Origin of the sequence: Pirellula sp. SH-Sr6A, from assembly GCF_001610875.1 — a bacterium.
Classification (GTDB): domain Bacteria; phylum Planctomycetota; class Planctomycetia; order Pirellulales; family Pirellulaceae; genus JBKCUI01.
In genome coordinates, this window is the sequence record NZ_CP011272.1 from 502,920 (window position 1) to 528,300 (window position 25,381).

The following is a 25,381-nucleotide window of genomic DNA, read 5'->3' on the forward strand; positions in this document are numbered from 1 at the left end:
GGAATTGATGTCACATCTCGGATATCGGCAGCCGCACCTCTCGCCTTCAAGGAAAAATCTACTTTATCAGAAAATGCGCCACAAACCACCCAAACTACCAACCAGCGGACGAGGTTACCCCTCGCGGCAGCTCGACCACCTCCGAGCCAGTGATTCCCCAAACGCGATCACCTGGCGTGCGAATCAGTTTTTTTCCAAACGTCAACTCGCCAAAAGACGGCAAGATGAGCCGATTGCGAACCTCATAAAAGCACTTGAGCCTCTCTCCGTTGTCACGCAACTGGATCAGCGGATGCCAGTGCCCCCCTACTCTCGCTTCCTCGGTCGATTCGTCCGCTAGTGGATCATGGACGAAACAAATGCCTTCATCCCGATAAACATCTCCTACCCACGACCACTTCCAGCGTTGCAACCACTTCCGCGAGGAGGTGTCGTGATTACCTAACACCAAGAGGAATTCCATCTCCTGGTGCCGATCGCGGAACGCGTCCAAATCACGTTCGAGCGATGCACCATGCGCGATTCGCGAGTGGAGAAGATCACCGAGAACGATACATCGACTAAACTCGCCCGACTGCAGTTCCTGGGTCCATCTCGAAAGGGTCCTCGACGTCGCACCAGCGGGCAAGGGAATGGCAGAGCGTTGGAACGCAACCTCTTTCCCAAGATGCAGGTCAGAAATCAACAACGTTCGTTTCGCTTCCCAAACCACCGTTCCTGTCGGTCGCAGTTCCAGCTCTTGATTGGAAAAGATCAGCGTGCACGGCTTTTTACTTCTGGCGTGCTTTTCCCGATTCGTTCCGTCCACGATCTTCCTTCGCTAATTCCGTTTCCAACTGTTCCTGTAGCTTTCGGACTCGAGTTTCGAGCGACTCGCTACTCATTCTCTGGCGGAGTTGCTCGACAATCAATGGGAACGAAAGGGGCGTCGGACGCTTCAAAAGAATCCATCGCCAATCCGAGCTCTCCAGACGGGATAATGTGTTTCGTATTCGATCGATCTCGAGCTGCGACCGCATCACCTCGTCGCGGGCTTGCTGGAGCAATCGATTGGAAGGATCGTATTGAACAAACGCATCAAAGAACATATTGCTCGAAGCCTGCAGATGCCTGCCTCGTTTGACTTGCCCGGGATAGCCGGGATGGATAAGCCCAGCGATGCGTGCAATCTCTCGAAACTGCCTCTTGCACAATTCCGTCGCATTGAGACTTGCGAGCAAATCCTCTTCCAACCCTTGTTGAGTCAATAATTCCTTCCAGAACGCCGGCTCATTGCCCAATGGCTGGTTGCTTTGAATCATCAATCCATAATCGTTGACTGTCATACTCATCGTCACTTCGACGCGACGAGAGATTCGATAGGCAACCAGCGATGCTAATCCTTCATGCACCATCCTGCCTTCGAAGGGATAAAGAACGATCGACCAACTATTCTTCCATTCCAGACTTTCTACCAAAACTTCCGACTTCTTCGGCACGACACTCCATCGCCGCTGCAACTCGAGGACAGGTCGAATCGCTTTCATCTCATCCTCCATGAAGCGTCCCGCGGCGGCTTCGTCAAGCAATTCGCGAACCTCCGATGCCATCTGCGTCGAGAGGGGCATCCTGCCGCCACCCCACCTCGGCGTCGCGGTGGGCAGCAGTTTCGACCGCTTCACCACAGCAGTCCCCTCCCGGACTTGAATCAGTTCCAGCGTCTTGCCCGCGAATTGAAATCGATCACCTGCTTTCAACTTAGCGATGAATCCCTCCTCGACCGTCCCCAGGGTCTGTCCTGTGGCATACTGGACCAACATCGAAATCTCACTGGCAATCGTACCGATCGCCATGCGATGGAGCTTGGCGACCCGCGGATCCACCACCGAAAATAGACCACTTGTCTCTTGCACCCGTCGAAACTCGTCGTAGGCCCGCAAGGAGTCCCCACCGCTTACGACGAACTTGAACGCCCATTCCAGATCGTCATCCGACAGAGTTCGATATCCAGCGACGCACGCTAGTTCCCGTTTTAGAGACTCGCGATCAAATGGCTCGGCCATCGCTCTCGTAACTAAATGTTGCACCAAACAATCCAGTGGCGATAAAAGAGATGGTCGATGTTCAAGACCATTTCCACCCTTGGCAACGCTCGCTGCAATGCGTTTGGCGGCAGCTAGCTCAATCAACTCAAATGTGTTGGTCGGCACGAATTGGAGATTGCTAACCGCATCGGGTTGATGGCCACTTCTCCCCGCGCGCTGCAACAATCGAGCAGCCCCTTTGGGACTACCGATTTGAATAACTTGATAAACCTCGCTGAAATCGACACCCAAATCCAAACTGCTGGTGCAAACAACCGCCTTCAGCTTCCCTTCACGCAGGGCTTGCTCCACCCAGCTCCGAACACTCCCATCGAGCGAACCATGATGGAGAGCCAAACAACCTGCCCAGTCGGGCCGCAGTCGTAGCAGCTCTTGGTACCACTGCTCGGTTTGATTGCGTGTGTTGGTGAAGACCAACGTACTTTTCGCCGGTTCGATCGCTTCAACAACGCGTGGGGCCATCGACATCCCTAGATGGCCTGCCCAAGGGAATCGCTCTATACTCTCCGGGAGAATCGAACGGATAGATATCTTCTTCTTCGACTTTCCATGAACCATCCTTGCAGCTCGAGTCGACTGGCGCCCGACCAACACACTCAATGCTTCGTCAAGGTTACCAATCGTTGCGCTCAATGCGCATCGACTAGCTTGCGGTGCCAAGGACGAGAGCCTGCCGAGCGCCAATTCGGTTTGCATTCCACGTTTCGATCCCAACAGTTCGTGCCACTCGTCTACGACAATGCACCGAAGCGATCGGAACTGGTCCTGGAGATCGGCATACGACAGGAGCAATGTCAGACTTTCGGGCGTGGTGATCAAAGCGGTGGGGAGCCGTTTTCGAATCGCCGCTTTCGTCCGCGCACTCGAGTCTCCCGTTCTGCGTTCGAGTGTCCATGGGATCCCCAGTTCCTCAATCGTGCCACGTAGCGTCTCCTCGGTATCGGCAGACAGGGCTCGCAGTGGAGTAATCCAAAGTACAGTCAGAGGCGGCTCGGACGAGCGCGATCGCGGAGGGTTAGACCTCTTACTCCCTGATTCCGATAGGTACTCCAGCACTGGGCCAAACCACGCAGCAAGCGTCTTGCCAGTCCCAGTCGTCGAATGAAGTAAATAGTGCTCGCCGCGCATATATGCGGTCCAACACTCTCGCTGAAATGGGAACGGCGACCACCCCTTGCTCTCAAACCAATCGATTGCCCGGCGAAAATCGAACCTCCGAGGCAGCTTTTCCTCGCAGGGTGACCGGGATTTCTCGGCCATTGCTGTATTGGCGATGGGACTGGCCTCTTCAGGCATTCTCGTTTTCCTCGGTTGTATTCGCCCGATCGACGATCCTCTGCTTGAGTGAATCCAAGCTATCCGCCAGGTCAGGAGTCTTGTCCAATCTCAACCTGAGAATTCGCGGAAAGCGGACCGCGACGCCACTTTTGTGTCGTGTCGAAGGCTGAATCCCTTCGCAGGCGATCTCCATGACTAACTTCGGTGCAACACTTCGTACAGGACCAAACTTCTCTCGTGTGTTTTCTCGAACAAAACGATCCACCGCCCGAAGCTCATCATCCGTAAGTCCCGAATAAGCTTTCGCGCAGGGAACCAGTAGATCGCCATCCCATACCGCAAACGTAAAATCGGTGTACAGGCTCGCTCGCCTTCCATGTCCTCTTTGAGCATAAAGCAGGACGGCATCAAAGGTCCAAGGTGCCACTTTCCATTTCCACCAAACGCCCTTGGTCCGTCCCCCCGAATAGGGACTGCTCTTTCTCTTTACAACGAGCCCCTCTGCTTCGATCTCTCTGGCACCCTCCCGAGCCAGTGCGATCGCGTCCCACGAATCTCCAGAAACAATTGGAGAGATATTCCATATGGGGTCCTGTGTCGATTCTGCGAGCGTCGGATCTCCTAGGGCGCTGCGAAGATTTTCCAGCGCCGCACGGCGCCACTCTAGCGGCTGATCCCGAACATCCCGACCATCTAGTTCCAATAAATCGAACGCGACAAAGCGAACCGGCACCTCTGTCAACAGCTTGCGACCGACTTTCCGACGCCCCAACCGTCGCTGCATGGCTTGGAAAGGCATCGGCTTGTCTCCTTGCCAAGCCAGTAACTCTCCATCGAGCACCGTACCATCGGGAAGCCCTAGCAATGATTTTGTCACTTCAGGAAATTGCTCTTCGATTCGCTCCTCTCCACGACTCCAAAGATAGAACTCCCCTGACCTTCGAATGGCTTGAGCTCGAATCCCATCCCATTTCCATTCGACCAAATAGTCCGATGGCAAACCCAACACAGCGGGGTCGGACTCCAACGCGTTCGCTAAGCAGAAAGGAAACGGCTGCCCCTCGAACGAAGAACTGGATGCAGGGGATCTTAATCGCCGAAAGAATTCCTCGCTCGGGGTCCAACTACCCATCAGGCGGTGGGCAATATGTTCCGGAGGAATCTCGAAAGCCAAAGAAAGAGCGCGGGTGACGAGCCCACGACTCACGCCTACTCGAAATCCTCCCGTGATCATCTTCAACGCAACAAACCGCTCGCTGCCAGGAAGAGTATCCCAAACCGAATCGAGACTCGAGAGAGCCTCTTCCACGGGCGATCTCGAAAGGGGTATCAAGAATGATTCCACCCAACTCGCTAGCGAGACCGTCGAGGGACTCGCGTTCGATCCAGCTAGCAAGTGGACTGTCTCAGCAAGATCCCCAACGTATTGATAGCTCTCTTCGATCAACCAATCGGGAAGACTCGTCCGCTTTTGGACCCACTCACGAATCGCGGCACCGCTCAAGCTTCTCTTCGGTCTGTTACCAGAAAGAAAATAGACCGCCCAAGCTCCATCGCGAGGTTCCACCTCACGAAAATAACGAACGAGCGCACCGAGTTTTGCATTCGTCTTGGTTGTTTCGTCGATCTGGCGATAGAGTTGGCAGAAGGCTCGCATGCCCCATTATCGCCACCCGTGAAGTGGCGGGGAAATAGGTTATCGCTCGAACCAGCCCCTGCCTCCGCCTCTTACGATCGTTTTTGCTTCGCCTCGTAGATCCGTCCTATCAGATCGGTGTAACAATCGACCATATTTTGCAGGGAAGCATGGCTTTCGACGAATTGGCGCCCGTTTCTGCCAAACTCCTTCGATTCGTCGGCCCGATCCAAGATCGATTGGACTCTTTTTTCGAAATCGGAGACAGAACCCGGGGTGGCGGTGTAACCGTTCCATCCATCGAGTACCGTGTCCGGAATAGAACCCACCCGGGAAGCAACCACCGGGACTTCACACGCGAGCGCTTCCAGAATCGAAACCGGACTCGCTTCATTGTGACTGGTCAGAACAAAAAGATCCATCGCCGCCAAAAGCCTTGGGGTGTCGCTTCGGGAACCCAAGAAGTGAACGCAATGCTGAAGTCCCATGGTCGCCCGTTGCACGCGTAGGGATGCTCGCTCGGGTCCATCTCCAATAATGACGAAGTGCGTCTTCAGGTTCTTTTCCTGAAGCCGCTTGGCAAGCTGCAGGAAGAGACCGTGATTCTTTTCGGGACGCAGGGCGGCTACGATCCCGATCAGTTTGGCATCGCTTGGAATTCCGAGCTCCGTTCGGACATCTTGATAAGCGTTTGTCGACGGAGCAAATCGTCTGGTATCGACCCCATTGGGGATCACGAAGACTTTGGATTTGGGAAATCGCTCTTGCTCGACCAAGAATTCACCGTGCGACTTCGCGACGCCAATAAATCCATCGGTAATGCATGTGAGCATTCGATTCAGCTTGCCAATCCCATCAGGCCATCCGGTCGAGTGAAGCGCAGAACAAATAACGGGAACACCCGCTCTCCTTGCCGCGAGTCGGCCCCAAAACATCTTGTCGCCCGCACCGACCGTGATGACGGCATCGGTTTTCTCGCGTCGAAAGTGTTTGGTCAATCGATTCAAAATACCAATGTCGTATTTGTGTTTCAACAGCCGATCGTAGACGGGAAAATCACTGCTGATCTCTTGCCCTAGCGGTCCACGATCCTTCAAACAGACAACGCTCGGCTCGATTTGCGAATCATCGAACCCACGAACCAAGTTCACCAGCAGCGTCTCGGCGCCCCCTACCGGCATGCTTGTGATAACGAACGTGGTTCGCAGCGCGCGCTTCGTCGCGGATGACGCGGTTGGCTGGGAAGAAGGGGTCGAAATGGGACGAAGGCGTGGAGATGCAACTGCGTTCATACGGAATTAGGTTGGAGGTCAAAGGAGAAAAGACGAACGAGGATTGGTTTTAACCCGGCGAGGACTGGCCTGACTCACTGGAGGAGTCAGTCGGACGTTGGAGCGCGGATGGGTCGATCACCACCGGTGATTTCAAGTTGAGTTTGCGTGGATCGAGGGTGAGCCAGTTCGTCAGTGCGGCCATGCCGGGATCTCCGTGAATGCGTTGCAAATGGACGGGGTCCTCTCCAGGCCAATTGAGCCCGCCCGCTGCGGTAAGAAAGCATTCGAAACCCGCCTCCAATACCGCATCGATCGACTGCTGGGAGACGTTGTCTTTTAATCCGTATGGGAACGCGAAATAGGTAACCGGTTGCTGGCTCCAATCCTGCAACTTCTTTCTGGAATCGGAGATCTCGCGCCGCAATTGTTCGGAGGAAAGCGTCTTTCCCAAATCCAAATGGGTATGGGTATGTCCGCCAATGGTGATCCCCTGCGAAGCCATGCGCCGGATCTCCTCAATGGTATTCGGCTTGAGAGGTATCCCCGCTGCGCGATCATGCGGGAACGGCTCTCCAGACTCGACAAAGTGGGTCGATACGAAATAGGTACAAGGTATTTTGCGCTCCAAGATCTCGGGAATGGCGCGCTCGCAATTGTCGGAATAGCCATCGTCAAAGGTGATCGCGACCATCGGAATTCGACGATGGCCATTCGACTGAGACTTTCGAATATCACCCAGCGAAGCAAATCGAGCGTGCTGCTGCACCCAGTTCAGGTGCTGAACAAAATTCGCGTTCGAGATCGACCAGCCGTTAGGGTGTTTATCGGCAACGCGATGGTAGAAGAGTACCGCCGCGGGATAGGTTCCAGATGCCTCAAATTGTTTAGCGAGATGCAATCGAGTTCGCATCGTCGACCAGCGGTAAAGCGACAATCCGATTTCTCGTGATAAAGATGGCATGATTTAGAACTCCGTCGGTGAGGGACCTTCAAAAATTCGACGAAATTCAGTTTGTGCCAACTGCGAGAAGATAATTGATCAGAGAAGACTGCCAAAACGTAGCGGTCGCACCAGTTGTTCCGGCTATATCGACCTCGGACGGGATTCCTGTCCATACGGCGGGATTCTCAGGTTTTCACTGCAGATTTCGGTCGATGTGTCAAAGCGAGGACGCTTTCGCTGAAACAAGTAACGAGGTCATTCGGTGGAATTTGTTGCCACATTGTTGGGTTTATCCGTTCTGGCTTGGAGCGTTTTCTTCCTGCGCGTCCATAATGTTTTCGCTGGCAGTGTTCTCTTTCTCGTTGCTACGACTCTCTTCCCGCCCGAATACCTCAAGCTGGATGTAGGCGGTCTTTCTCTCACGATCGACCGGGCTTGGATTCTCGTCGTGGCAGGCCAATTTGCGTGGGATCTGTACCATGGCAAATCGCACTGGCGCAATATGACGGGGAGCGATGCCGTCCTCTTCCTCTTCTTGTCTTGGCTCATTCTCCGAACGCTTATGACGCCCATTGGAAAAGAGATTCCGGGCCAACCCTCGACCGTCATGCATCTGATCAATGGATACCTTGCACCGGTCTTCCTTTATTTTCTGATGCGTCATTCGCGACTCAAGCCCTCCGACGCCTGGCCCGCCATTGTCCTGATCTTGATATTCGGAGTTTATTTAAGCATCACAGCCCTATTAGAAATTACCAAGCAATGGAGTTTGGTGTGGCCCTCCTTCATAGCCGACCCAACTCTCGGCATCCACTTCGGACGAGCTCGCGGACCGATGCTGCAATCGGTTCGATTGGGAATGTGCCTTTGCTTTTGCCTTTCCATCCTCTGGGCGTTCGTACTGCGACTGTATCCACACCAAAAATGGGCTTGGTTGACCACACTCTCGCTCTCGCCTTTGCTCCTGCTTGGAATCCTCCTGACTTACACGCGGAGCATATGGATGGGAGCGATCGCCGTCGTGATCATCTTGATGTCCACAATGCTCACCGGCAAAATGCGCGCGATAGCGCTAGGTTCTTTGGTTGTGACCGGTACGATGGGTGGTCTCATTCTGGGCCCCAGCCTCGTTGCGTTCAAACGAGAGTACAGCGAAGCAGAAACGCTCGAAAGTACGAAGATGCGAGGCGCGTTTGCCTACGTTTCCGTTCAAATGTTCAAAGATCGTCCCTTGGCAGGTTTTGGATTCAATCAGTTTCAAGTCCTCAATCGCCCCTACCTCGACGATCGCACAACCTCGATTCGCCTCGAATCCATCCGAGGATATGTCCACCACAATTCCTATCTGAGCCTGCTCGTCGATTTGGGCCTGATCGGGGCGGTGCTGTTCAGCTTCGTCGCGTGGAGCCAACTCCGAAATGGATGGACATTGCTCACCCATCCCCTATCGAACCCTTTCGGCCGCAGCGCCGCCATCCTCGGTTATTGCACGATCGCGGTCCATGCAATTCAAATGGCATTCCATGAAGTTTCATTCTCCAGTATCGAATACACGATCCTGGCTTTCTCTCTCGCAATGGTCCAAGTCTATCGAGACGAACTGGTCGAACAGACGAAACGATTTCGCGAGGCAGCCAGCGCATGATCTAAGCATCTTCCCTCGCTTCGGGTGATTCGCCGACAAATTGGGTCTCAAGCGTCCGAGCGTCTATCCCTTGCTCGGCCAAATAGCGAACGACTATATTGCTAAAGCCATGCGTGACCCAGACAGATTCAGCCTCGGTTTCGCGAATGGTCTGAAGCAACCCCTCCCAATCCACGTGATCCGAAAGAACGAACCCTCGATCGACGGCCCGCCTCCTGCGTGTCCCGCGTATCGCCATCCAACCCGACGCGACGCCCGAGGAGTAGTCTCCGAAGCGACGCATCCAAGGGCTCCCCTGAGCACTGGGGGGTGCCAGAACAATCCCTTCGTGCCAAGGTGTGTCCACCGAGGCATCGCGAACCTGTACGGTCGCCGGCAACGCTCGGCCTGAAGCTCGGTACGAGTGCGTCGTTCCCTCCATCGCTCCATGCAAATAGATGGGACCGCATCGATCCCCCACCATGGCCATCAATCGCTGGGCTTTACCGAGTGAATACGCAAACAAAACACTCGCTCGCCCAGCCTCGTGGTTCTTTTGCTTCCACTCGATAATCTCGCTGGCAACTGCCTCCGCAGAAGTCCAATGAAACACCGGCAAGCCAAACGTTGACTCCGTTACAAACAGATTGCACCGAAGCGGTACGAAGGGCTCGCAAGTAGGATCCTGTTGCCGCTTGTAATCGCCGCTTACAACCGCTGTATACCCTTTTCGCTCGATGCGAACCTGCGCCGAACCGAGAACATGCCCCGCCGGGTGAAGCGACAAACGGACATCTCCGAGTGTCATCGTTTCGCCGTAGCCCAACGTATCGAGGGAGATGGATGGACCGAGCCGCTCTCGAAGAAGCCGCTCCCCATCCGAAACGCAAAGATAACGACTCGATCCCATGCGAGCGTGATCGCTATGCGCATGCGTGATCACCGCACGTTCGACGGCTCGCCAAGGATCGATAAAAAAACCGCCCGGCTCGCAATAGAGACCGGACGGTGTCCATTTCAATAAATCTTGCAATTCGGATCCCCCATCAGTCAACACATGCTGCCCGATGGATCCCGAACAGCGGATTAATCACGACCCATTGTAACGCCAGGCCAATCGTCAGTCCGGAATGGAGTGACAGGAAGCCCATTCTTGCTGAATAGATTGCAGACTGGGTTGGTCGCCCAAGCGTAACGCACGGAAACGGGTGTTTTGACTTCCGGTGCGGAGACTTCAATGCGACCATCCTTCAAGATCTTCGCGGTGGCGTTGTAGAACTTCTTGTCTTCGCCGGCGACGGTGAATCCGATCACTTCGTTCACATCAAACGGACGCCATCCCGATCCTACGTGCTTGAAGGACACAATCGCTTTGTCTCCTTCGACGACCATGGAGTCATACCGAGGACTTTGAAAGTCGATCTGGATCCCATACTGCTTGGCCAACGCCCAACGTGCCAATCGTTTGCCCACATCCTCTTTGTTGGTTGGGTGGATGTCTTTCCCTTCGCCGATATCGATGATCACCGCCTGCCCCGAGTTGGGGAGCTTGTCCATGGCCATCGTTTGGGCTTCGCGAAGTTCCGCCCAATCGCTGTCGCCTGGCTCTTTCACTTCGGCTTGGAAGTCAGCCAATTGGACCCAGTAGAATGGAAAGTCCCCTTGGCCCCATTCGTCGCGCCAATTCTTGATCATACGAGGGAACAGGTCACGATATTGGTATGCTCGCCCTGCATTGGATTCTCCCTGGTACCAAATAGCTCCCTTGATGCCATATCCAAGGTGGGATTTGAGAACACCGTTGTAAATGTTACCGGGTCGAGCGTTGCCACTCATCTGGCGACCGAGATCACCCAAGCGTTTGTTTTCTTGTTCGTTGCGATCTGATTTGCTGTTGAGCTTCGCGAACTCGTCTTCCATCCCCTTCCAACGGTCTACCAACTTGGGGAACTCAGCGCTGAGGACGTCGCGGTTGACCCAAGCTTCGCAGGCGGAGCCTCCCCATGCGTTGTTGATCATTCCGATGGGCACATCGGTCGTCTGATGAAGCTGCCGAGCAAAGAAGTAGCCGACCGCGGAAAAGTTTCCGACGTTTTCGGGCGTGGTGACCATCCACTTGCGATCGTCATGACTCCAAATCGCTTCTTGAGTTCCCTTTTGAGGGAAGTTGATCATTCGAATCTTCGGATACTTGGCCGAAAGCTTTTCAAGGTCTGGATCGTTGGATGAGTTCACGGACCATTGCATATTGGACTGACCGGAACAGATCCAAACTTCACCGATGAGAACGTCCTTGATTTCAATCGTGCTGGATCCAGCTACTTTCAATACGAGGGGCTCCCCAAGCCCCATCGAGGGGAGCTTGGCACTCCAATCTCCCTTGCCATCGGCTTTGCAAGTTACCTTTTTGTCACCGAGGGTGATGGTTACGGTTTCACCAGGCTCACCCTTGCCCCAAATCTTGTTCTCCTGTCCCTGCTGAAGGACCATGTGGTCGGAGAAGATATTGGGAAGCTTGATTTCGGCCTGGACCGAAGATGCCATCGACGAAAGGGATGCCAACGCTGCGGTTAGCAAAAACCGAATTCTCATTACGATTTCCTTGAGGAGATTGGGAGGGAATACTACCAAGGCTGCTGATTGCAGCTGGAGGGTAAAGGCTGGAAGGGGAACGATCGTGCCCCCCGTTAAAGCCCTATCATACTAGCGATTTCACGCCAAAACATGTGGTGACCGAACGCCACGGTGATGAAAGTTGCCAAGAGCGTGAGCGTTGCGGCTCTTGGATTGTGCCGAAATGCCATGGAAAGCGGCAAATATGCGAACCATCCCACGACAAAAATAACGAGCGCCGCTTGCCATCCCAACACCCCGCCCACCATCCAACCGGCTTGCCGCCAGTGGGTTCTCCCGTCGCTGGTTACCCATTTCGGAAGCATGACGCACGTAAGACCCGCCACCGCTCCTCCCATACCAAGACCAGCTAGAAGGGTAGAACCCGTAGACAAAAACGAAATGGGAAACGAACGCGCGATAGCTAGTCCATCCGACCACCGCACGAACTCTAGCGGCATATAAAAGAGCTTGGGACTGCAAATAATGACCACAAATCCAAACCATCCCAACCAAGGAAAACGAAGCCCCTCCATGCTCGACGAGACGAGCATCACCAAGGATGCAAACAACATAGCGTGTTGAAGATAGGCGGTGATCAAAAGCCACTTCGGAGAAAATATGGTGTTCTCGAATCCGACGAACGACTCGACGCGCCAGTTGGGTAGATTTGCTCCTCCCGTTATAAGCTCTCGAAACATCAGGACCATGAAGATGGAACCGATGATCACCTCCATCCACAAGTACCGAGTGGCGATCGGCAGATGACAAAAGGCACAACGCCCCTTGCACCACAACCATCCAATGACGGGGGTGTTATGAATAAATCGAAGCCGATTGGCGCAGTACGGACACTTTGAGCCCCCAAAGACAATCCCTTTTCCAACCGGCCATCTCCCTGCGACGACGTTCAAGAAGCTGCCGATGCTCGCACCGAAGTAAAAGAACCAAAAGGTCGCCAGGTACTGAATCGTTCGAATCAACTCGCGTTGTGGCGAACTCCAAGTCGTAGACCAAGTCTTTGGCTTGGGATTCCACCACTTTCTCAGCCCCTCTTCCCAAGCCACTCCGGGATACGTGTACAGATACCACCCGAACACCCATAACAAAAGGGGCGCGATGAGCATCCAGTTGATCCGCAGAATGCGTTTTCTCCGTCGGCGGATCCTGGGGGGGCCTACGTCACCCTCGAGCGCCACGGATTGCGAAAATGCGTTGGTTCCATTCAAAGCGTTCCAAGATTTAGGAAGGTCGGTCAAAACGCAGCTCGTTGCTTCTGAACTTGATTGAGGATCTCTTTCAAAGGATCCTTCGTATTGGAATTCCCGCCCTCTTTCAAGTCCCGTTCGGACAGACGACGGACAGCCCCGGGATTCTCTTGATCCTGAGCCGCTCGAAAGACGTCCAACTCCGTTCCTTCTACGAGTTCGTCTCCTGGTGGCAATAGAAAAAAGCCAATGCTCCGAGGCTGAAAATTGACGTCCTCTACCACATTGGGACTTGTCCCCGTTCGATCGATGGCGATCGACTGCAAGAATATCTCGTAGACACTCAAATCATATAAAACAGCAGGGGGAACTGGAGTGGTGTACTGCTCGTCTACCCAATTTCCCAATGCATCGTCAATGGAAACGCTTTCTACAATCGTCCCTCCCGCATCCCTTTCTATTCGCACCCGCTTTCGCTCTCCAGCAGGAATTCGGATTTTCACAGGGTTGTCGGGAATCCTGCGGTCGGCAAATAGAACCAACAGCTCGCCACTATGACGATTCGCCAATTCGATGTCGACGGGGGGTAACGGCGCATTCGGTACAAACTGCTGCTGCGTTGTCCGAAACTGTGGCACGGGCAATGGAACAATCGGAGTCATGGGATACCAAATTTGCCAAGGATCGTATGCCCATGGCCTTATCCAAAGGCCACCTGTCGTCGGAAAGGTAAGGCACATGCCAGGATACATGACGCTTTCGAAGTAATAGCCGCCACCCATGTAACTCTGTACGCGCCACAATTGGTCGATCCCTCCATGCACGGGGGCGAGCAATGCGGGAAAGCCGCCGCTCCCGAACCCTCCTCCACCAAACGCTCCACCCGGCGGGAATACTCCTCCACCGAAGCTTGGCCCCGAGGGAAACCCTCTCGTTCCGCGCCTGGATCGGAGTCCATCGCGCGGCTGCGGGCCTCCAACCCCAATCGCCATCCACTTGGAATCAACCCGTTGCTGGATCCTAACCAAATCTTCGCGTACCGGTTGAATAAACCATGCTGCACTCGGATCATCCGCCGCCGTCCGCAATTGAAATCGATCAATCCCCTCAACGGACAAATAGCGCCTCGAACTCGGCCCGATGGCGAAGATCATGGCGGACATCGTTGGCAGTTCTCCCACAACGGTTCCCGATTCACTCCGCTGCGTCGCGCTGGGCAGTTGACTAGGAGTCGGTAACTGTCGTGGTACCGAAGGTGGCTGCTCGAGCAGATTGGGAAGAACGCCGGGCGTTGCGGCTTCTGCGTTGCCACTCCCAACCGGATGAACAGTCATACGGCTAGGAACAAATTGGATGCGCCCCTGCTGCAAGGTCCCGATCTGCATTCCACCGCTACCACTGACAGGCCATCGTATGATCTGCTGTAGCTCGCGCGAACTATAGCTCAGAAACGCTCCATCGCTGGTGTCGTAACGGGTCAACCTCTTGTAACGGGATACCGATCCATCTGGCGACCGAATCGTCAAGTCCTCGTCCGTCAATGTCGCTGTGGAAGGACGTTCCAACCCAGGTGCCTTGAGCTCGAAATCACTATTCCGCGAGCGGATTGCACTCTGGATCGTCGCCGTCTGCGGCAATGCATAAAGCGAGCCCTGTTGAAGCCCACAAGACAGGGCCAAAAACCAAATCCAACATCGTTTAAGATCAAGACGGTCCATGGATCGATTTCCTTCAACTGAGGACCAGTGATCGGACAAGCGTCAAAGGGCGAAGGCGTCCTCCTCCTCTTGCTCCGCATAAATCGGAAGATATCGGTAGTATACCTCTAGAATCATTGTTGCCATACAAGTCGTATAGAAACGCCCTGCCGAATCGGTACTATGCCCATCGTCCCAATACCAGCTCCCAGCGGAATGTCCTGATTGAGATTGGGTCGATACTAGTTGATCCCGCATCTTCGCATTCCACTTCTCCCAAACATCTCCACCCATCTGCTTCATGACCTGAGTCGCATAGTAGTTGTAATAAGTCGTCGACTTGCTCGGTCCCGCCTTGCCAAACTTCTCAACCATTCCCTGCAGAGATGGATGATCTTTCTTCATACCCGAGTACATTCGGCACAACGCCGCAGCGGCGGTGCAACTCGCGTTGTAACCTGACTTGCTCGCCATCCTCTTGAAATCGTAGTGATAGGCCGTGCCGTTATCCCAAGCCATCTGATCGAGAAACAGATTTGCCTTGCGCACGACATTGATATCCACTGCCAATCCACTCATCGACGCGCTTTTCAAGGCCATCATCTGCCAACCCACCACCGATGTATCCCCCAGCCCGCCTGGGGCGTAGTGCCAGCCTCCCGTCGAAGCGTTCTGGGCAAATGCTAAGAAGTTCACACCCGCCTGCGCGGGTTCGAGCAGCTTTGGGTCACGGGTCATCCCAAACGCCTCACACAGTGCGGTCGTTGCGATCCCATGGGCATACATATCATCGAGTCCTTTCCCCCCTTCGCCGACCCACCACGACCCCATGCCCTTCTGATACTTCACATTGCGGATCAAGAAGCTCAACCCCTTGAACACAACCTCTTTGTACTCCCCTTCCATGTGCGTCTGTCCTGCGCCGAGGAAACAAAGAAGCGCTAGGCCTGTTGCAGCATTAAAGCTCTTATCCCGCCGGCCAGAATGGTCGCACTGGTTGTTGCAGACCATACCGTGCGCGAGCGTCCAAGCCCCAGTTTGTTTGTCTTGATGTTCGGCGAGCCACTTCAATGCCATCGAGACGGCCCGTTCGGTGTCGCTCGTCCCACCAAATTTTTTCAAAAGCTCTCGCTTGGCTTCCTTGGATCGCCCCGTCATCGCCGCCTTCATCGCGGCATTGCTCTGTGCGGACATCGCGCTCTGAGGTGCCAGACTGGCAGAACTGGGGATACTTAGATCCGGCCCGCTCGGTAACACTATCTCCGAAAAGTCGGACTCAGCGATGGTGGACGTATCCACTGCCGGCATCTCAGATGGAATATTCTCCGACTCGGAGACCTCCAAACTCGATGCCTCCGCCGCCGAGAGCTCGACCTGCTCCAAATCCTCGCCTTCATCGAGTGCCTCGCCCGCCGTCAACATGAGCTTGATCTCCTTCTGGATGGGCTCAATGTTCCAAGCCGCCAACGCGAGTATCGCCCCCACATGCACTACGGTGCTAATCAACCAACTCGGCATCGAACGCCATAAGGCACTTACCCAAGATCGGGTAGGGTTGGCCCAAGATTGGGTAGGGCGGGTTGCGGTCCCTTCTTCGAGAACCCTCCCAACAGGGCGATCCCCACCTGCCCCATACCTTGACGTCTCGTGAATGTTGGCAGCTTCATGGGAATCAAAGGGTCGTTCAAAACTTTCTGGCACTTGTCGATTTGACGTATCATCCATCGCCGATTTCCAATCTCCCAGCAGTTCAAAGCCCTTGTCCACGCCACAAGCAAACGCACCCAATCGCTTCCGCCGTTTCCACCATCTTAGCATTAGCGGGGCGCAAAAGTACTCAAACGGCCTGGAAGGCAGCCTGGAACAACGCTCAAGGTGCCGAGGAAAAGATCTTGGGAAGTTCTACCGACAGGGACTCCCAGCCATCGGCAGCAAGCTGGAAGTCGACCTCTGCCCAACGGACCGGCGCGTTGGGCGAAGCGCGGGACTGCTCCTTCGCGTCGGGCCATAGGGGGAAGTGAGCACCATTCCCCATCACCAACCTCCCCTCCACCGTTTCGCTGACCAAATGGTCCGCGAGCAAACCGGCGGCAACCGGGTGGGGAGCCCTGTTTATCACGGCAATCGTGTTGGGGATGAACAAGGTTCCGATGCCCCCTGCTCCCTGATCCGGAAACACGATTTCCACCGGTTTTCCGGACTCCACCTCGCCGATCGCATCGTCGGTATCGGTTAAACACCAATCCAAATCACCTTGCCCCACTGCAATCGCGACCTGCTTATTCCCAGCCAGTACAACGGCATTATCACGAACTCCCGCAATCCATTGCTCCCAACTCCAAACCCCGCTCGTAGATTTCTCGGGACCAACCACTCCAACTGGGGGAAGGATCTTCGACGCATGACTCGCCAATACGGCCATATGTGTCGCCGTCGTTCCATACATGGGGTACGCAATCCCGCAACGACTCTTCCATTTCGGATCCGCCAACTCCAGGACCGAACTGGGCCACGCCTCTCGATCCGGAAGCTTGGTCTTATTCACAAGCAACACACGGCCACGGGCCGCGATCCCCACCCAACTTCCATCTGCGGCTCGAAACGACTTGGGCCACGCATCTGGGATCTTCCATTTGCGAGCCTGCAACAATCCCTGCTTTTGAAGTCGCAGGGTGTGCAAGATTTCATTGTTCCAAAAACAATCGCACTTGGGCTGACTGGCTTCTCCTTCGATACGAGAAACCAAGCCTAAGGTCTTGCTCGCCTCGACGTCGAACTGACGCAATACCTCAACCCCAGCGTTCTGTCTCTCAAAACCATCGAGAATCGGCGAAGCAAACTCGCGGTCCGCCGCCGCGTAAATCGTTACCTGATTCTCTGCCCTGCGTATGCATCCGCCGACGAGCATCGCAAATACGAGGGCAAAACCTACCCCAACCAACAGCCGCTCACCTCCTCGAGTCGCACCGGATCGTGGCCGATGCTGAAATTCCTTTATCAACGGACTGTGTCTTTCTGGGGAAGAGTTCAAGATCTTTTGAATGGCGAGACAGGGAAAGAGCGGTGCGATCGAATCGCTAAGCCATCTTGGTCAATTTGCTGACCCGACCGGACTGGACCCACTCGGCCACGTAAATATTACCGGCCAAATCAAAACAAGCATCATGGGGGTGCACAAACTTGCCATCGAGCCACTTCGACTCGTCGCGGCGAATGGTATTGCCTTTGTCTTCGCCGATTCGCTCCACATCGCTCCCTAAAGTCGCGACGGTCTTGTAGTCTTTGTCCAACAGCGATACGCGGGCCTTCAATTCCGGAACCAGCAACAAATCCCCTTGAAGATCTACGTTTGCAGGCAATCCAAAACCTGTAATGGTCCGCTCGTACTTGCCATCGATACTAAAGATCTGGAGCGTGTGGTGCGCTCGGTCCGTCACGACGATCTTGGGGGCCTGCGGATTGCGATCGTCGATCCACAGTCCATGCGGAGTCTTGAATTTCCCTTCACCGTCTCCTGCTCCACCAAACGACGAGAGCCACTTCCCGTCCTTGTCGAATCGATGGATGTGAAATGCACCGTAGCCGTCCGCTAAAAAGAAACCGCCATCTGGAAGGAATGCAAAATTGGTCGGCAAAAATCGATCTGGTCCCCAAGTCTTCGTGGGATGGGTCGCTTCGTCGGCATGATAGATTTTGGACTCGGTCGGTGCGAACTTCTTCCAAACCGTCTCCCCTTTTAACGTCAACTTTGCAAACGCTTTCACCTGCTGGTAAGCGGCGACGTACAAGAATTGTTCACTCCCCTCGGTGCGAACCTCAATGCCATGCCCCCCGCCTTGGAATTCACTTCCGAAGGCCCGAATAAACTTCCCTTTGTCGTCGAAGACAAAAATCGATGGATGGTCTTTTTGATTCTCGCGACCTTCGTGGATGACGTATACGTTGTTTTCGGCATCCACTGCGACGTTGTGTGTCGTTTGCCATGTGTACTGACTTGGTAGCTGAACACAATGATGCACCAGCCGATAACGATGCGGACCTTCCCCGACAATGATCTCTTGGGCGGATCCTGACGAGGCATTTGCGACCAAGCCGTGGTAACCGACCATTCCAACCGCTCCTGCTGCGGCGGTCCTTTGGAGCAGGGTTCTTCGATTCCAAGTAGCAGATCTCAATGGGTTGTTCGATTTCATGATGAATTCGCGGAGATAGGAGAGGGGTTGGGGAGAGCCAGTAGGAACGATTAGTATACATGCCGGAATAAAGAGGAGGCAATCAGGCATAAGCTACGCATGATTCCGATTCAGTTTTCGATTGGAATCCATTCCTAACGCAGTGACACCGGCGACGACGAAGCAGAGGGAAAAGGCCCAGAAACAAGCATCCCACCCGAATTGGCGCTGAATCATCGAAATGGCGACCGGACTGAGTCCCGCGCCAAAATTACCAAACATATTGACCCATCCAAGCACCTTGCCTGCATTCCTGCCCCCAATATCCTGGGAGAAGGCCCAAACCGATGGATTCGATATGTCTGCGGCAATCGCCATGACGCTGAGCAACGCGACGAAACTCAGGGGATGGGTGAACCAAGGGCAGACAAACGACACGATCCCGCACACGAACATACTCATCGCAATCGGCAATGAACGCCCCCATCGCAAACCCAAATGCCGGGATGTCCAGTCCGTGATGATCCCTCCCGCTACCATCCCAACACAACTCACCCAGGCCGGTAGGGAGGACAGAAACCCAGCTTCCACCTTCCCAACCCCTAGCTCGCCTGTGAGGTAGCTGGGCAAATCGCTTAACAAAAACACCCACCCAAAGTTAAGTAGAAACTGAACGAGGCTAGCACGAACGAGATTCGGTTCCACCAACATCTGTCCAAACGTCAACGCCTCCGCCCCAGGTGCAGAGTATTGTTCACTGCTCACCTCTCGAGTGTCTATTTGATCGGGAGGTTCTGCCCCTTTTTGTGAATCGGTGGTCGATCCATCTTTGGCGAGCAGATGAAAGGGAATGGCTAACAAAATCCCCACGACGCCATATACGATCAAAACCGCTCGCCAACTCGAGAAAGCAACTTCCAAAATCGGTGTGAGAAACTGCGAAATAGCCCAGCCTAAACGGCCTCCGAATGTCACGGCACTACACGCTCGACCTCGCAGCCGCTCCGGAAACCAGCCCCGTATCAGCGCGTTGGCATTGGGATAAGCGCCAGCTTCAGCGAGCCCCAATGCCACCCTGGACGAAATCAAAACCGCAAATGACTGCGAGAGCCCTGTGAGAATCGTCGCGCCCGACCACAACACCAGAAAAACGGTCAATACTGTCTTGAATCCAAACCTTAGCCCCAAAGCCGCCGCGGGGACTTGCCCCAACGCGTACGCCCAGAAAAAAGCTCCGATGAAGTAAGCAGCCTCATCTCGCTCCCAACCAAATTCCGCCGAGATCGAACTTCGAAGCTGCCCTACTGCCGCTCGATCGACATACATGTTGACCGCGAGAAGCACTGTCCCGATCAATACGATCGCACTCGTTCGATTCGGAAGATTCTGTACCATCAGGGTCTTTCATGGATGTACTTGAACAGGCTAGGATCAGCCAGCTAATCGTTCATGGGTAGGCTAGAATACTATAGCCAAATTTCTTCGCCCTTTGCTCTCCGATCACCGTTTGTTCTCCCTTCGCCAGGACGCGTCGCATGCCTCTCCCAATCCCTTTGCCCGCTCGTCTGTTGCCCATCTTCGGCTCTTGGCTCGTGATGCTGCTACTGCCAAGTTTATCGAGCGCACAAAGTAACTCTCCCGGCAACTCGCCCGCGCGTCCCAACATTCTTTGGATCACGTCCGAAGACAATGGTCCACAACTCGGCTGCTACGGAGATCGATTCGCCTCAAGCCCTCATATCGACGCGTTAGCGGCTAAGGGGTTGCGATTCAACCAATGCTGGTCCAACGCCCCCGTCTGCGCGCCCGCTCGAACCACCATCATCACTGGCATGTATGCAACTTCGTTCGGCGCGTCGAACATGCGGAGCCGAGGAACCCGAAAACCAAATACGCTTCTTCTGCCCGAACTCCTGCGGGCCGAAGGTTACTACTGCAGCAACAACGTCAAAGAAGATTACAACTTCAACGCCACCACCAAACCCTGGAACGCGTCGAGCAACAAAGCGCACTGGCGCAATCGACCCAACCAATCCCCATTCTTTTCGGTCTTCAATTTCACGACCACCCACGAAAGCCAAATTCGAACACGGCCCCATGACGCGAAGAAAGACCCGCAAAAGGTCCCCATCCCCCCATACCACCCCGACCTACCGGAAGTCCGTCAAGACTGGGCACAGTACTACGACAAGATCGAAGAAATGGACGGACAAGTCGGCAAGGTTCTTCAAGAGCTCGAGGCCGATGGCCTATCCGATTCCACCATCGTGTTCTACTTCGGCGATCACGGTAGCGGGATGCCTCGCAGCAAGCGTTGGTTGTACCAAAGCGGTCTCCACGTCCCAATGATTGTCTTCGTTCCCGAGAAACTGCGCGCCATCGCTGGTGAGTCCTACCAGCCCTCCGGCACTTCCGATCGATTGATTGCGTTTGTGGATCTAGTTCCCACCGTCCTCCGATTGGCCGGCGCTGCCATTCCCTCGTACCTCGAAGGAACCCCCTTCCTGGGAACGAACATCCCAGATGCACCGAAGTACGCATTTGGATTTCGAGACCGAATGGATGAAAGAATCGATATGTCGCGCGCCGTGCGCAACGACCGTTACCTTTACATTAAGAACTTCATGCCCTTCCGCCCGCAAGGCACCTACTTGACCTACATGTTCCAAACGCCGACCACCCAAGTCTGGAAAAAGGCCTTCGATGAGGGAAAACTAAACGAAGCCCAAAGCGCCTTCTGGAAACCAAAGCCCCCTGAAGAACTCTATGACTTGCAGTCAGACCCGTTTCAAATCCACAACCTTGCCGGAACCGAAGCACTTCGATCCGTTCAGCAGGAACTGCGCGATCAACTCCGCCATCACATGATTCGGACGCAGGACAAAGGTGTCGTTCCCGAAGCGATTGTAAAGGCGAATCAGGTGGACTCGAACTGGAACTGGAGCGAATTGGTCGATGCTGCTTTTCAGGGATCCTCTTTGAATGGCCCAGCTCCCAATCGGGACTCTGACAATCCAATCGTTCGGTATTGGGCCGCTCAGCGCCTCCTCGTTGCCGGTGCGAACCAGCCGACGCGAGCGGATTACCAAAACGCTTGCATCGCATTGCTGAAAGACTCCAACCCGAGCGTTCGCATTCCAGCCGCCGAGGCCGCTTGCAGGTCCACCGAGCCCGATCTGAAACGCCTAGGATTCGAAACTCTTCTTCAACTCTGCGACGTCGAAAAATGGGAAGGAATGCAAGCGATTGCGGCCATGAATAGCTTGGTGAACCTCCAAATGACGATCGACGAACCTCAGCGAAAAAAAATCGGAATCGATCCAGCACTCGAACCGGTCTATCGGGAGTATGTCACCCGTCTGCTGGAAACTCTCGGATCGCAACAAAATTGATCTTGGTGTAAGCTACCGCTTCGATTTCCCGATGCCCTCCAGGCCTCGCAATGCTTCCTTACGCGTTTTATCCAATTGCTCATGAGCGGTGATATTGTTTTGGCTGTCGATCTCGGTGCATCCAGCGGTCGCGTCTTGGCTGCGGAGATCTTGCAGGATCGCATCCAACTGCACGACGTACACCGTTTCGACAATGTCCCGGTCCATGTCGGACGCCGTTTGCATTGGGATATCGTCGGCTTGTGGAGCGATGTCGAGAAAGGCCTCCGACTCGCCGCTCTTCGCTTTGGGGATCGAATCGCCAGTGTCGGCGTCGATACATGGGGCGTCGATTATGTACTGCTCGACCGAAACGACGATCTCGTTGGCCCCGCCTTTTGCTACCGAGATTCGCGGACGAACGGTCTCATGCACCAAGCGTTTGATCGACTGTCCCGAAAAGAGATCTTCGCCCATAGCGGACTCCAATTCATGGAGATTAACACGCTTTATCAACTTTGGAGCATGCGCGTCGAGAACTCTCCCCAACTCGACATCGCAGAAAACTTTTTGATGATTCCCGACTTCTTCCACTGGCAGCTGTCGGGGCATAAAGTCAACGAAGCCACCAACGCGAGCACCACTCAGATGTTGGACCCCAACACGCGAGATTGGTCGGACCGCATTCTCGATGCCTTCCAAATACCCAGACACCTCTTTCTGCCACCGGTCCAACCTGGCACCATTCTTGGTCCAGTCGTCCCCAAACTTCGTACCCGCACGGGATTGCCCGATAGCTGCCAAGTCATCGTACCTGCAACGCACGACACTGGTTCGGCGGTGATCGCGGTCCCAGCCGAAGGGTTTGCCGAAACCACCCCAAAATGGTGCTATATCAGCTCGGGAACATGGTCCCTCATGGGTGTCGAGCTGGCTTCCCCTGTCCTTAGCGACTCGTGCCACGATTTGAATTTCACCAATGAAGGGGGCGCCAATGGAAGCGTTCGACTTCTCAAAAACATCGCAGGTCTCTGGCCCTTTCAGCAACTACGCACGTCCTGGCTTCGCAAAGGAACAGAAGTCAGTTGGTCCGATTTGACCGCCATGGCCACCCAAGCCGCACCTCTGCAAACCTTTGTCGACATCGAACACCCGATGTTCGTGGCCCCGGAAGATATGCTCACGGAAGTTGAAAAATACCTGCGAGGTACCCATCAATCGATCCCGGACGCGGGCGGGCTCGCTCGGGCTCTGCTGGAAAGCCTTGCGATGCGATACCGGACTTGCCTCGAATGGCTCGAATCGATTCTCGGATACCGCTTGGAAACCATCCACATCGTCGGTGGTGGCGTCCAAAACCAACTCTTGTGCCAAATGACGGCCGACGCATGCAATCGAACCGTGATCGCGGGCCCCGTCGAAGCCACAGCCTTGGGCAACGTTGCCACCCAATGCATTGCCCTCGGCCGATTCTCCGACATCCAAGAAGTTCGAAACTGGATGCGGGCTATGCCGGATATCCAAACCTATGAGCCCAAGTCGCCCGATCTTTGGGCCGAGGCAGCCGATCGATTCCAAAAAGTGACCGCTCAATATCGCTAAGATTGGAATCGCTAAGATTGGAATCGCTAAGATTGGAATCGCTAAGATTGCAAACTCACTTAGCACGAATCAGCCCGAGGTCTAGCTCATCACCGCGTCGACCTATTGATCGATCGCTATCGTCTCAACGAAACGCTCGTCCAAAAGTTGGATCGGGGTGGGGCCATGGCGTTCGAAGCATCACTCGCATCATCAAACCGATCCCCCGGGATCAATCGCCTCTCCAGCGCCTCATGCTCCATGATCTCTTCGTAAAGAACTCGCATCTGCTTCCAGATTTCTAACGTCTCGCTGGCAAGCTTTCCCGCGTACTCAAAATCATCGCATTGCTCGCTCAACGATACGCAATGCAATAAGATCTTTAAATGCTGATCCAACGCCGCGGTGACCTGCTCGGATTGCCGAGCGCCGGGGGCTGGGATGTACGCGAGGCATTCCTCCATTCGAAATTGCCCAGCCAACTTGTCGCGCAGACGACGAAGCAAACTTCCCGCATTCTGCTCGATCCAATCCGCACTAAAGGGCTCGTCACCGTACGACCCGAGCAATACGACATCATCCCAAAGGGATGTGTTCTCCTCCTTGAGCTCTTGCAAGAATGCGTAGTTCACAATCCGCGCTGGAACGCCATTCGTCATCGCTCACCTCCTCCAAGGCACTCTTTCGGAGCCCCATCTCTGAACGGATGGAATCTTATGGGACGATCTCAAGATGTTGGGGCGTTTTCGATTCTAGCGAATCATTGCGTCGCCGGCAAATTTTTAGCTCCCCAGCGCGCGGACTTCTGCCGGATGAATTCCGCGTCCTAGCCCGGTATTCACATGGATGGCCTTGAAGACTTCCTGAAGCCCAAACTCCACCACCTCCTGGACGTCACCATTCCCTTTGGCGAATCCGCAAGCGATGGCGGCAGAAAGAATGCAACCCGTGCCGTGCGTATTGTTTGCGTCCAACCGTGGCATCCAAAGCGAAACAACCTGATCCCCCATGGCGAGCACATGGAGAGACTTCCCTTCGCAAGCCCCCATCTTGATCAAAACACACTCGGCACCCAAGTCACGCAATACGCGGGCCGCTTTGACTCCGCTTTTTTCGCTATCCACCGATACCCCCGAAAGCATCTCCGCTTCGAATCGGTTCGGCGTTACCAACGTTGCATGGGGCAACAACCAATCCTTGTAAGCAACAACGACGGATTCGTCCGCTAACGAATCACCATGCTTGCTCACCAAAACGGGATCGACCACGACCGGCACAGGGACCGTCGCCATCTCCGCAGACACCGCCTCAACAATCGCGACGCTACCCAATGCTCCGGTCTTTACCGCCAAGGGCTCAATATCCTCGCGAACGGCCCGGATCTGATCGATGACCAAGTCGGGTGTGAGCACCTCCACGCGCCTGACCCCAAGCGTATTTTGAACGGTCACCAACGTCACAACAGACATTCCATACACACCCAGTTGCTGGAATGTCTTCAAATCGGCTTGCAGCCCCGCTCCCCCGCTCGGATCAGAACCCGCAATGGTGAGCGCGACGCAATGGGGAGAAAGAGTGATGACGTCACCGGAATCATCACCGGAATCATCACCGTGCTTCGCAATCATCGTTTACTGCTTTTGACGGGAAAGAACGTAATGCGTGAGTTCGCGAATCGTATCGACATCGAGAATGTCGTCGTCGATTTGGATCGAAAATTGTTTCTCCAACTCGAACGTAAGCTCAGCCATGGCAACCGAATCCACTCCAAGCACTGCTAGCGAATCATCTGGTCTGGGAGCCCCACCAACTATCTTTTTCAGATACTCGATGATCTTCGACTCCGCAGCCTCCAGATTTGCAAGCTGCGACGGGTTGTCCATTTCAATCCTTCCTGGAG

At 54.5% G+C, this 25,381-nt stretch carries 19 protein-coding genes; 3 read left to right on the forward strand and 16 right to left on the reverse strand.

Annotated elements, in window-relative coordinates; translation table 11 throughout:
- Window positions 1–94: 94 nt before the first annotated feature.
- From pdeM to VN12_RS01730, 5 genes are all read right to left on the reverse strand, one after another.
- The gene (gene pdeM / locus VN12_RS01710) at window positions 95–808 is read right to left on the reverse strand and encodes a ligase-associated DNA damage response endonuclease PdeM (protein ID WP_168164145.1); all 714 of its coding nucleotides are present in this window, start codon (window positions 806–808) and stop codon (window positions 95–97) included.
- Window positions 771–3,380 (reverse strand): ligase-associated DNA damage response DEXH box helicase, encoded by a 2,610-nt coding sequence (locus tag VN12_RS01715; RefSeq protein ID WP_240491289.1) that lies wholly within the window; start codon window positions 3,378–3,380, stop codon window positions 771–773. The genes pdeM and VN12_RS01715 overlap by 38 nt, the downstream gene beginning before the upstream one ends.
- Window positions 3,373–5,019, reverse strand: a complete 1,647-nt coding sequence (locus VN12_RS01720; protein ID WP_146675211.1) for an ATP-dependent DNA ligase — start codon at window positions 5,017–5,019, stop codon at window positions 3,373–3,375. Before VN12_RS01720 ends, VN12_RS01715 begins: the two co-directional genes overlap by 8 nt.
- 71 nt (window positions 5,020–5,090) lie before the next feature.
- Window positions 5,091–6,290, reverse strand: a complete 1,200-nt coding sequence (locus tag VN12_RS01725) for a glycosyltransferase (RefSeq protein WP_146675212.1) — start codon at window positions 6,288–6,290, stop codon at window positions 5,091–5,093.
- 49 nt (window positions 6,291–6,339) lie between these two features.
- Window positions 6,340–7,233, reverse strand: a complete 894-nt coding sequence (locus VN12_RS01730; protein WP_146675213.1) for a polysaccharide deacetylase family protein — start codon at window positions 7,231–7,233, stop codon at window positions 6,340–6,342.
- A 244-nt stretch (window positions 7,234–7,477) separates the two neighbouring features.
- Here VN12_RS01730 and VN12_RS01735 point away from each other — a divergent pair, with 244 nt between their 5' ends.
- The gene (locus tag VN12_RS01735) at window positions 7,478–8,860 is read left to right on the forward strand and encodes an O-antigen ligase family protein (RefSeq protein ID WP_146675214.1); all 1,383 of its coding nucleotides are present in this window, start codon (window positions 7,478–7,480) and stop codon (window positions 8,858–8,860) included.
- 1 nt (window position 8,861) lies between these two features.
- Here VN12_RS01735 and VN12_RS01740 read toward each other — a convergent pair whose 3' ends face one another.
- The 8 genes from VN12_RS01740 to VN12_RS01775 all read right to left on the reverse strand — a co-directional run bounded on the left by VN12_RS01740 (window position 8,862) and on the right by VN12_RS01775 (window position 19,924).
- Window positions 8,862–9,860: a ligase-associated DNA damage response exonuclease gene (locus VN12_RS01740; RefSeq protein WP_240491290.1), complete on the reverse strand. Its 999-nt coding sequence runs from the start codon at window positions 9,858–9,860 to the stop codon at window positions 8,862–8,864.
- A 65-nt stretch (window positions 9,861–9,925) separates the two neighbouring features.
- Window positions 9,926–11,431 (reverse strand): sialate O-acetylesterase, encoded by a 1,506-nt coding sequence (locus VN12_RS01745; RefSeq protein ID WP_240491291.1) that lies wholly within the window; start codon window positions 11,429–11,431, stop codon window positions 9,926–9,928.
- A 95-nt stretch (window positions 11,432–11,526) separates the two neighbouring features.
- Window positions 11,527–12,711 (reverse strand): prepilin peptidase, encoded by a 1,185-nt coding sequence (locus tag VN12_RS01750; protein WP_146675216.1) that lies wholly within the window; start codon window positions 12,709–12,711, stop codon window positions 11,527–11,529.
- On the reverse strand, window positions 12,708–14,378 hold the full coding sequence (locus VN12_RS26155; protein ID WP_205855165.1) for a hypothetical protein: 1,671 nt from the start codon (window positions 14,376–14,378) through the stop codon (window positions 12,708–12,710). The genes VN12_RS01750 and VN12_RS26155 overlap by 4 nt, the downstream gene beginning before the upstream one ends.
- A gap of 42 nt (window positions 14,379–14,420) precedes the next feature.
- Window positions 14,421–16,082, reverse strand: a complete 1,662-nt coding sequence (locus VN12_RS01760; RefSeq protein WP_146675217.1) for a hypothetical protein — start codon at window positions 16,080–16,082, stop codon at window positions 14,421–14,423.
- A gap of 145 nt (window positions 16,083–16,227) precedes the next feature.
- The gene (locus tag VN12_RS01765) at window positions 16,228–17,358 is read right to left on the reverse strand and encodes an extracellular solute-binding protein (RefSeq protein ID WP_146675218.1); all 1,131 of its coding nucleotides are present in this window, start codon (window positions 17,356–17,358) and stop codon (window positions 16,228–16,230) included.
- A gap of 76 nt (window positions 17,359–17,434) precedes the next feature.
- Window positions 17,435–18,550: a hypothetical protein gene (locus VN12_RS01770; RefSeq protein ID WP_146675219.1), complete on the reverse strand. Its 1,116-nt coding sequence runs from the start codon at window positions 18,548–18,550 to the stop codon at window positions 17,435–17,437.
- Between the two features lie 93 nt (window positions 18,551–18,643).
- Window positions 18,644–19,924 carry an MFS transporter gene (locus tag VN12_RS01775; RefSeq protein WP_146675220.1) on the reverse strand — a complete coding sequence of 427 codons (1,281 nt, stop codon included), beginning with the start codon at window positions 19,922–19,924 and terminating at the stop codon, window positions 18,644–18,646.
- Window positions 19,925–20,064: 140 nt separating this feature from the next.
- Between VN12_RS01775 and VN12_RS01780 the strand changes: the two genes are divergently transcribed.
- Both VN12_RS01780 and VN12_RS01785 read left to right on the forward strand, forming a co-directional pair.
- On the forward strand, window positions 20,065–21,921 hold the full coding sequence (locus VN12_RS01780) for a sulfatase (RefSeq protein ID WP_146675221.1): 1,857 nt from the start codon (window positions 20,065–20,067) through the stop codon (window positions 21,919–21,921).
- A gap of 81 nt (window positions 21,922–22,002) precedes the next feature.
- A complete protein-coding gene (locus tag VN12_RS01785) occupies window positions 22,003–23,502 on the forward strand; it encodes a rhamnulokinase (RefSeq protein ID WP_146675222.1) in 1,500 nt (499 codons plus the stop codon).
- A 116-nt stretch (window positions 23,503–23,618) separates the two neighbouring features.
- Here the strand turns inward: VN12_RS01785 and VN12_RS01795 are convergent, their stop codons facing one another.
- The 3 genes from VN12_RS01795 to VN12_RS01805 form a co-directional block, all read right to left on the reverse strand.
- Window positions 23,619–24,140, reverse strand: coding sequence for a hypothetical protein (locus VN12_RS01795; protein ID WP_146675223.1), 522 nt, complete (start codon window positions 24,138–24,140; stop codon window positions 23,619–23,621).
- A 123-nt stretch (window positions 24,141–24,263) separates the two neighbouring features.
- Complete coding sequence (gene thiD / locus VN12_RS01800) at window positions 24,264–25,109, reverse strand: bifunctional hydroxymethylpyrimidine kinase/phosphomethylpyrimidine kinase (RefSeq protein ID WP_146675224.1); 846 nt, start codon at window positions 25,107–25,109, stop codon at window positions 24,264–24,266.
- 3 nt (window positions 25,110–25,112) lie between these two features.
- On the reverse strand, window positions 25,113–25,364 hold the full coding sequence (locus tag VN12_RS01805; RefSeq protein ID WP_146675225.1) for an acyl carrier protein: 252 nt from the start codon (window positions 25,362–25,364) through the stop codon (window positions 25,113–25,115).
- Window positions 25,365–25,381 lie beyond the last annotated feature (17 nt).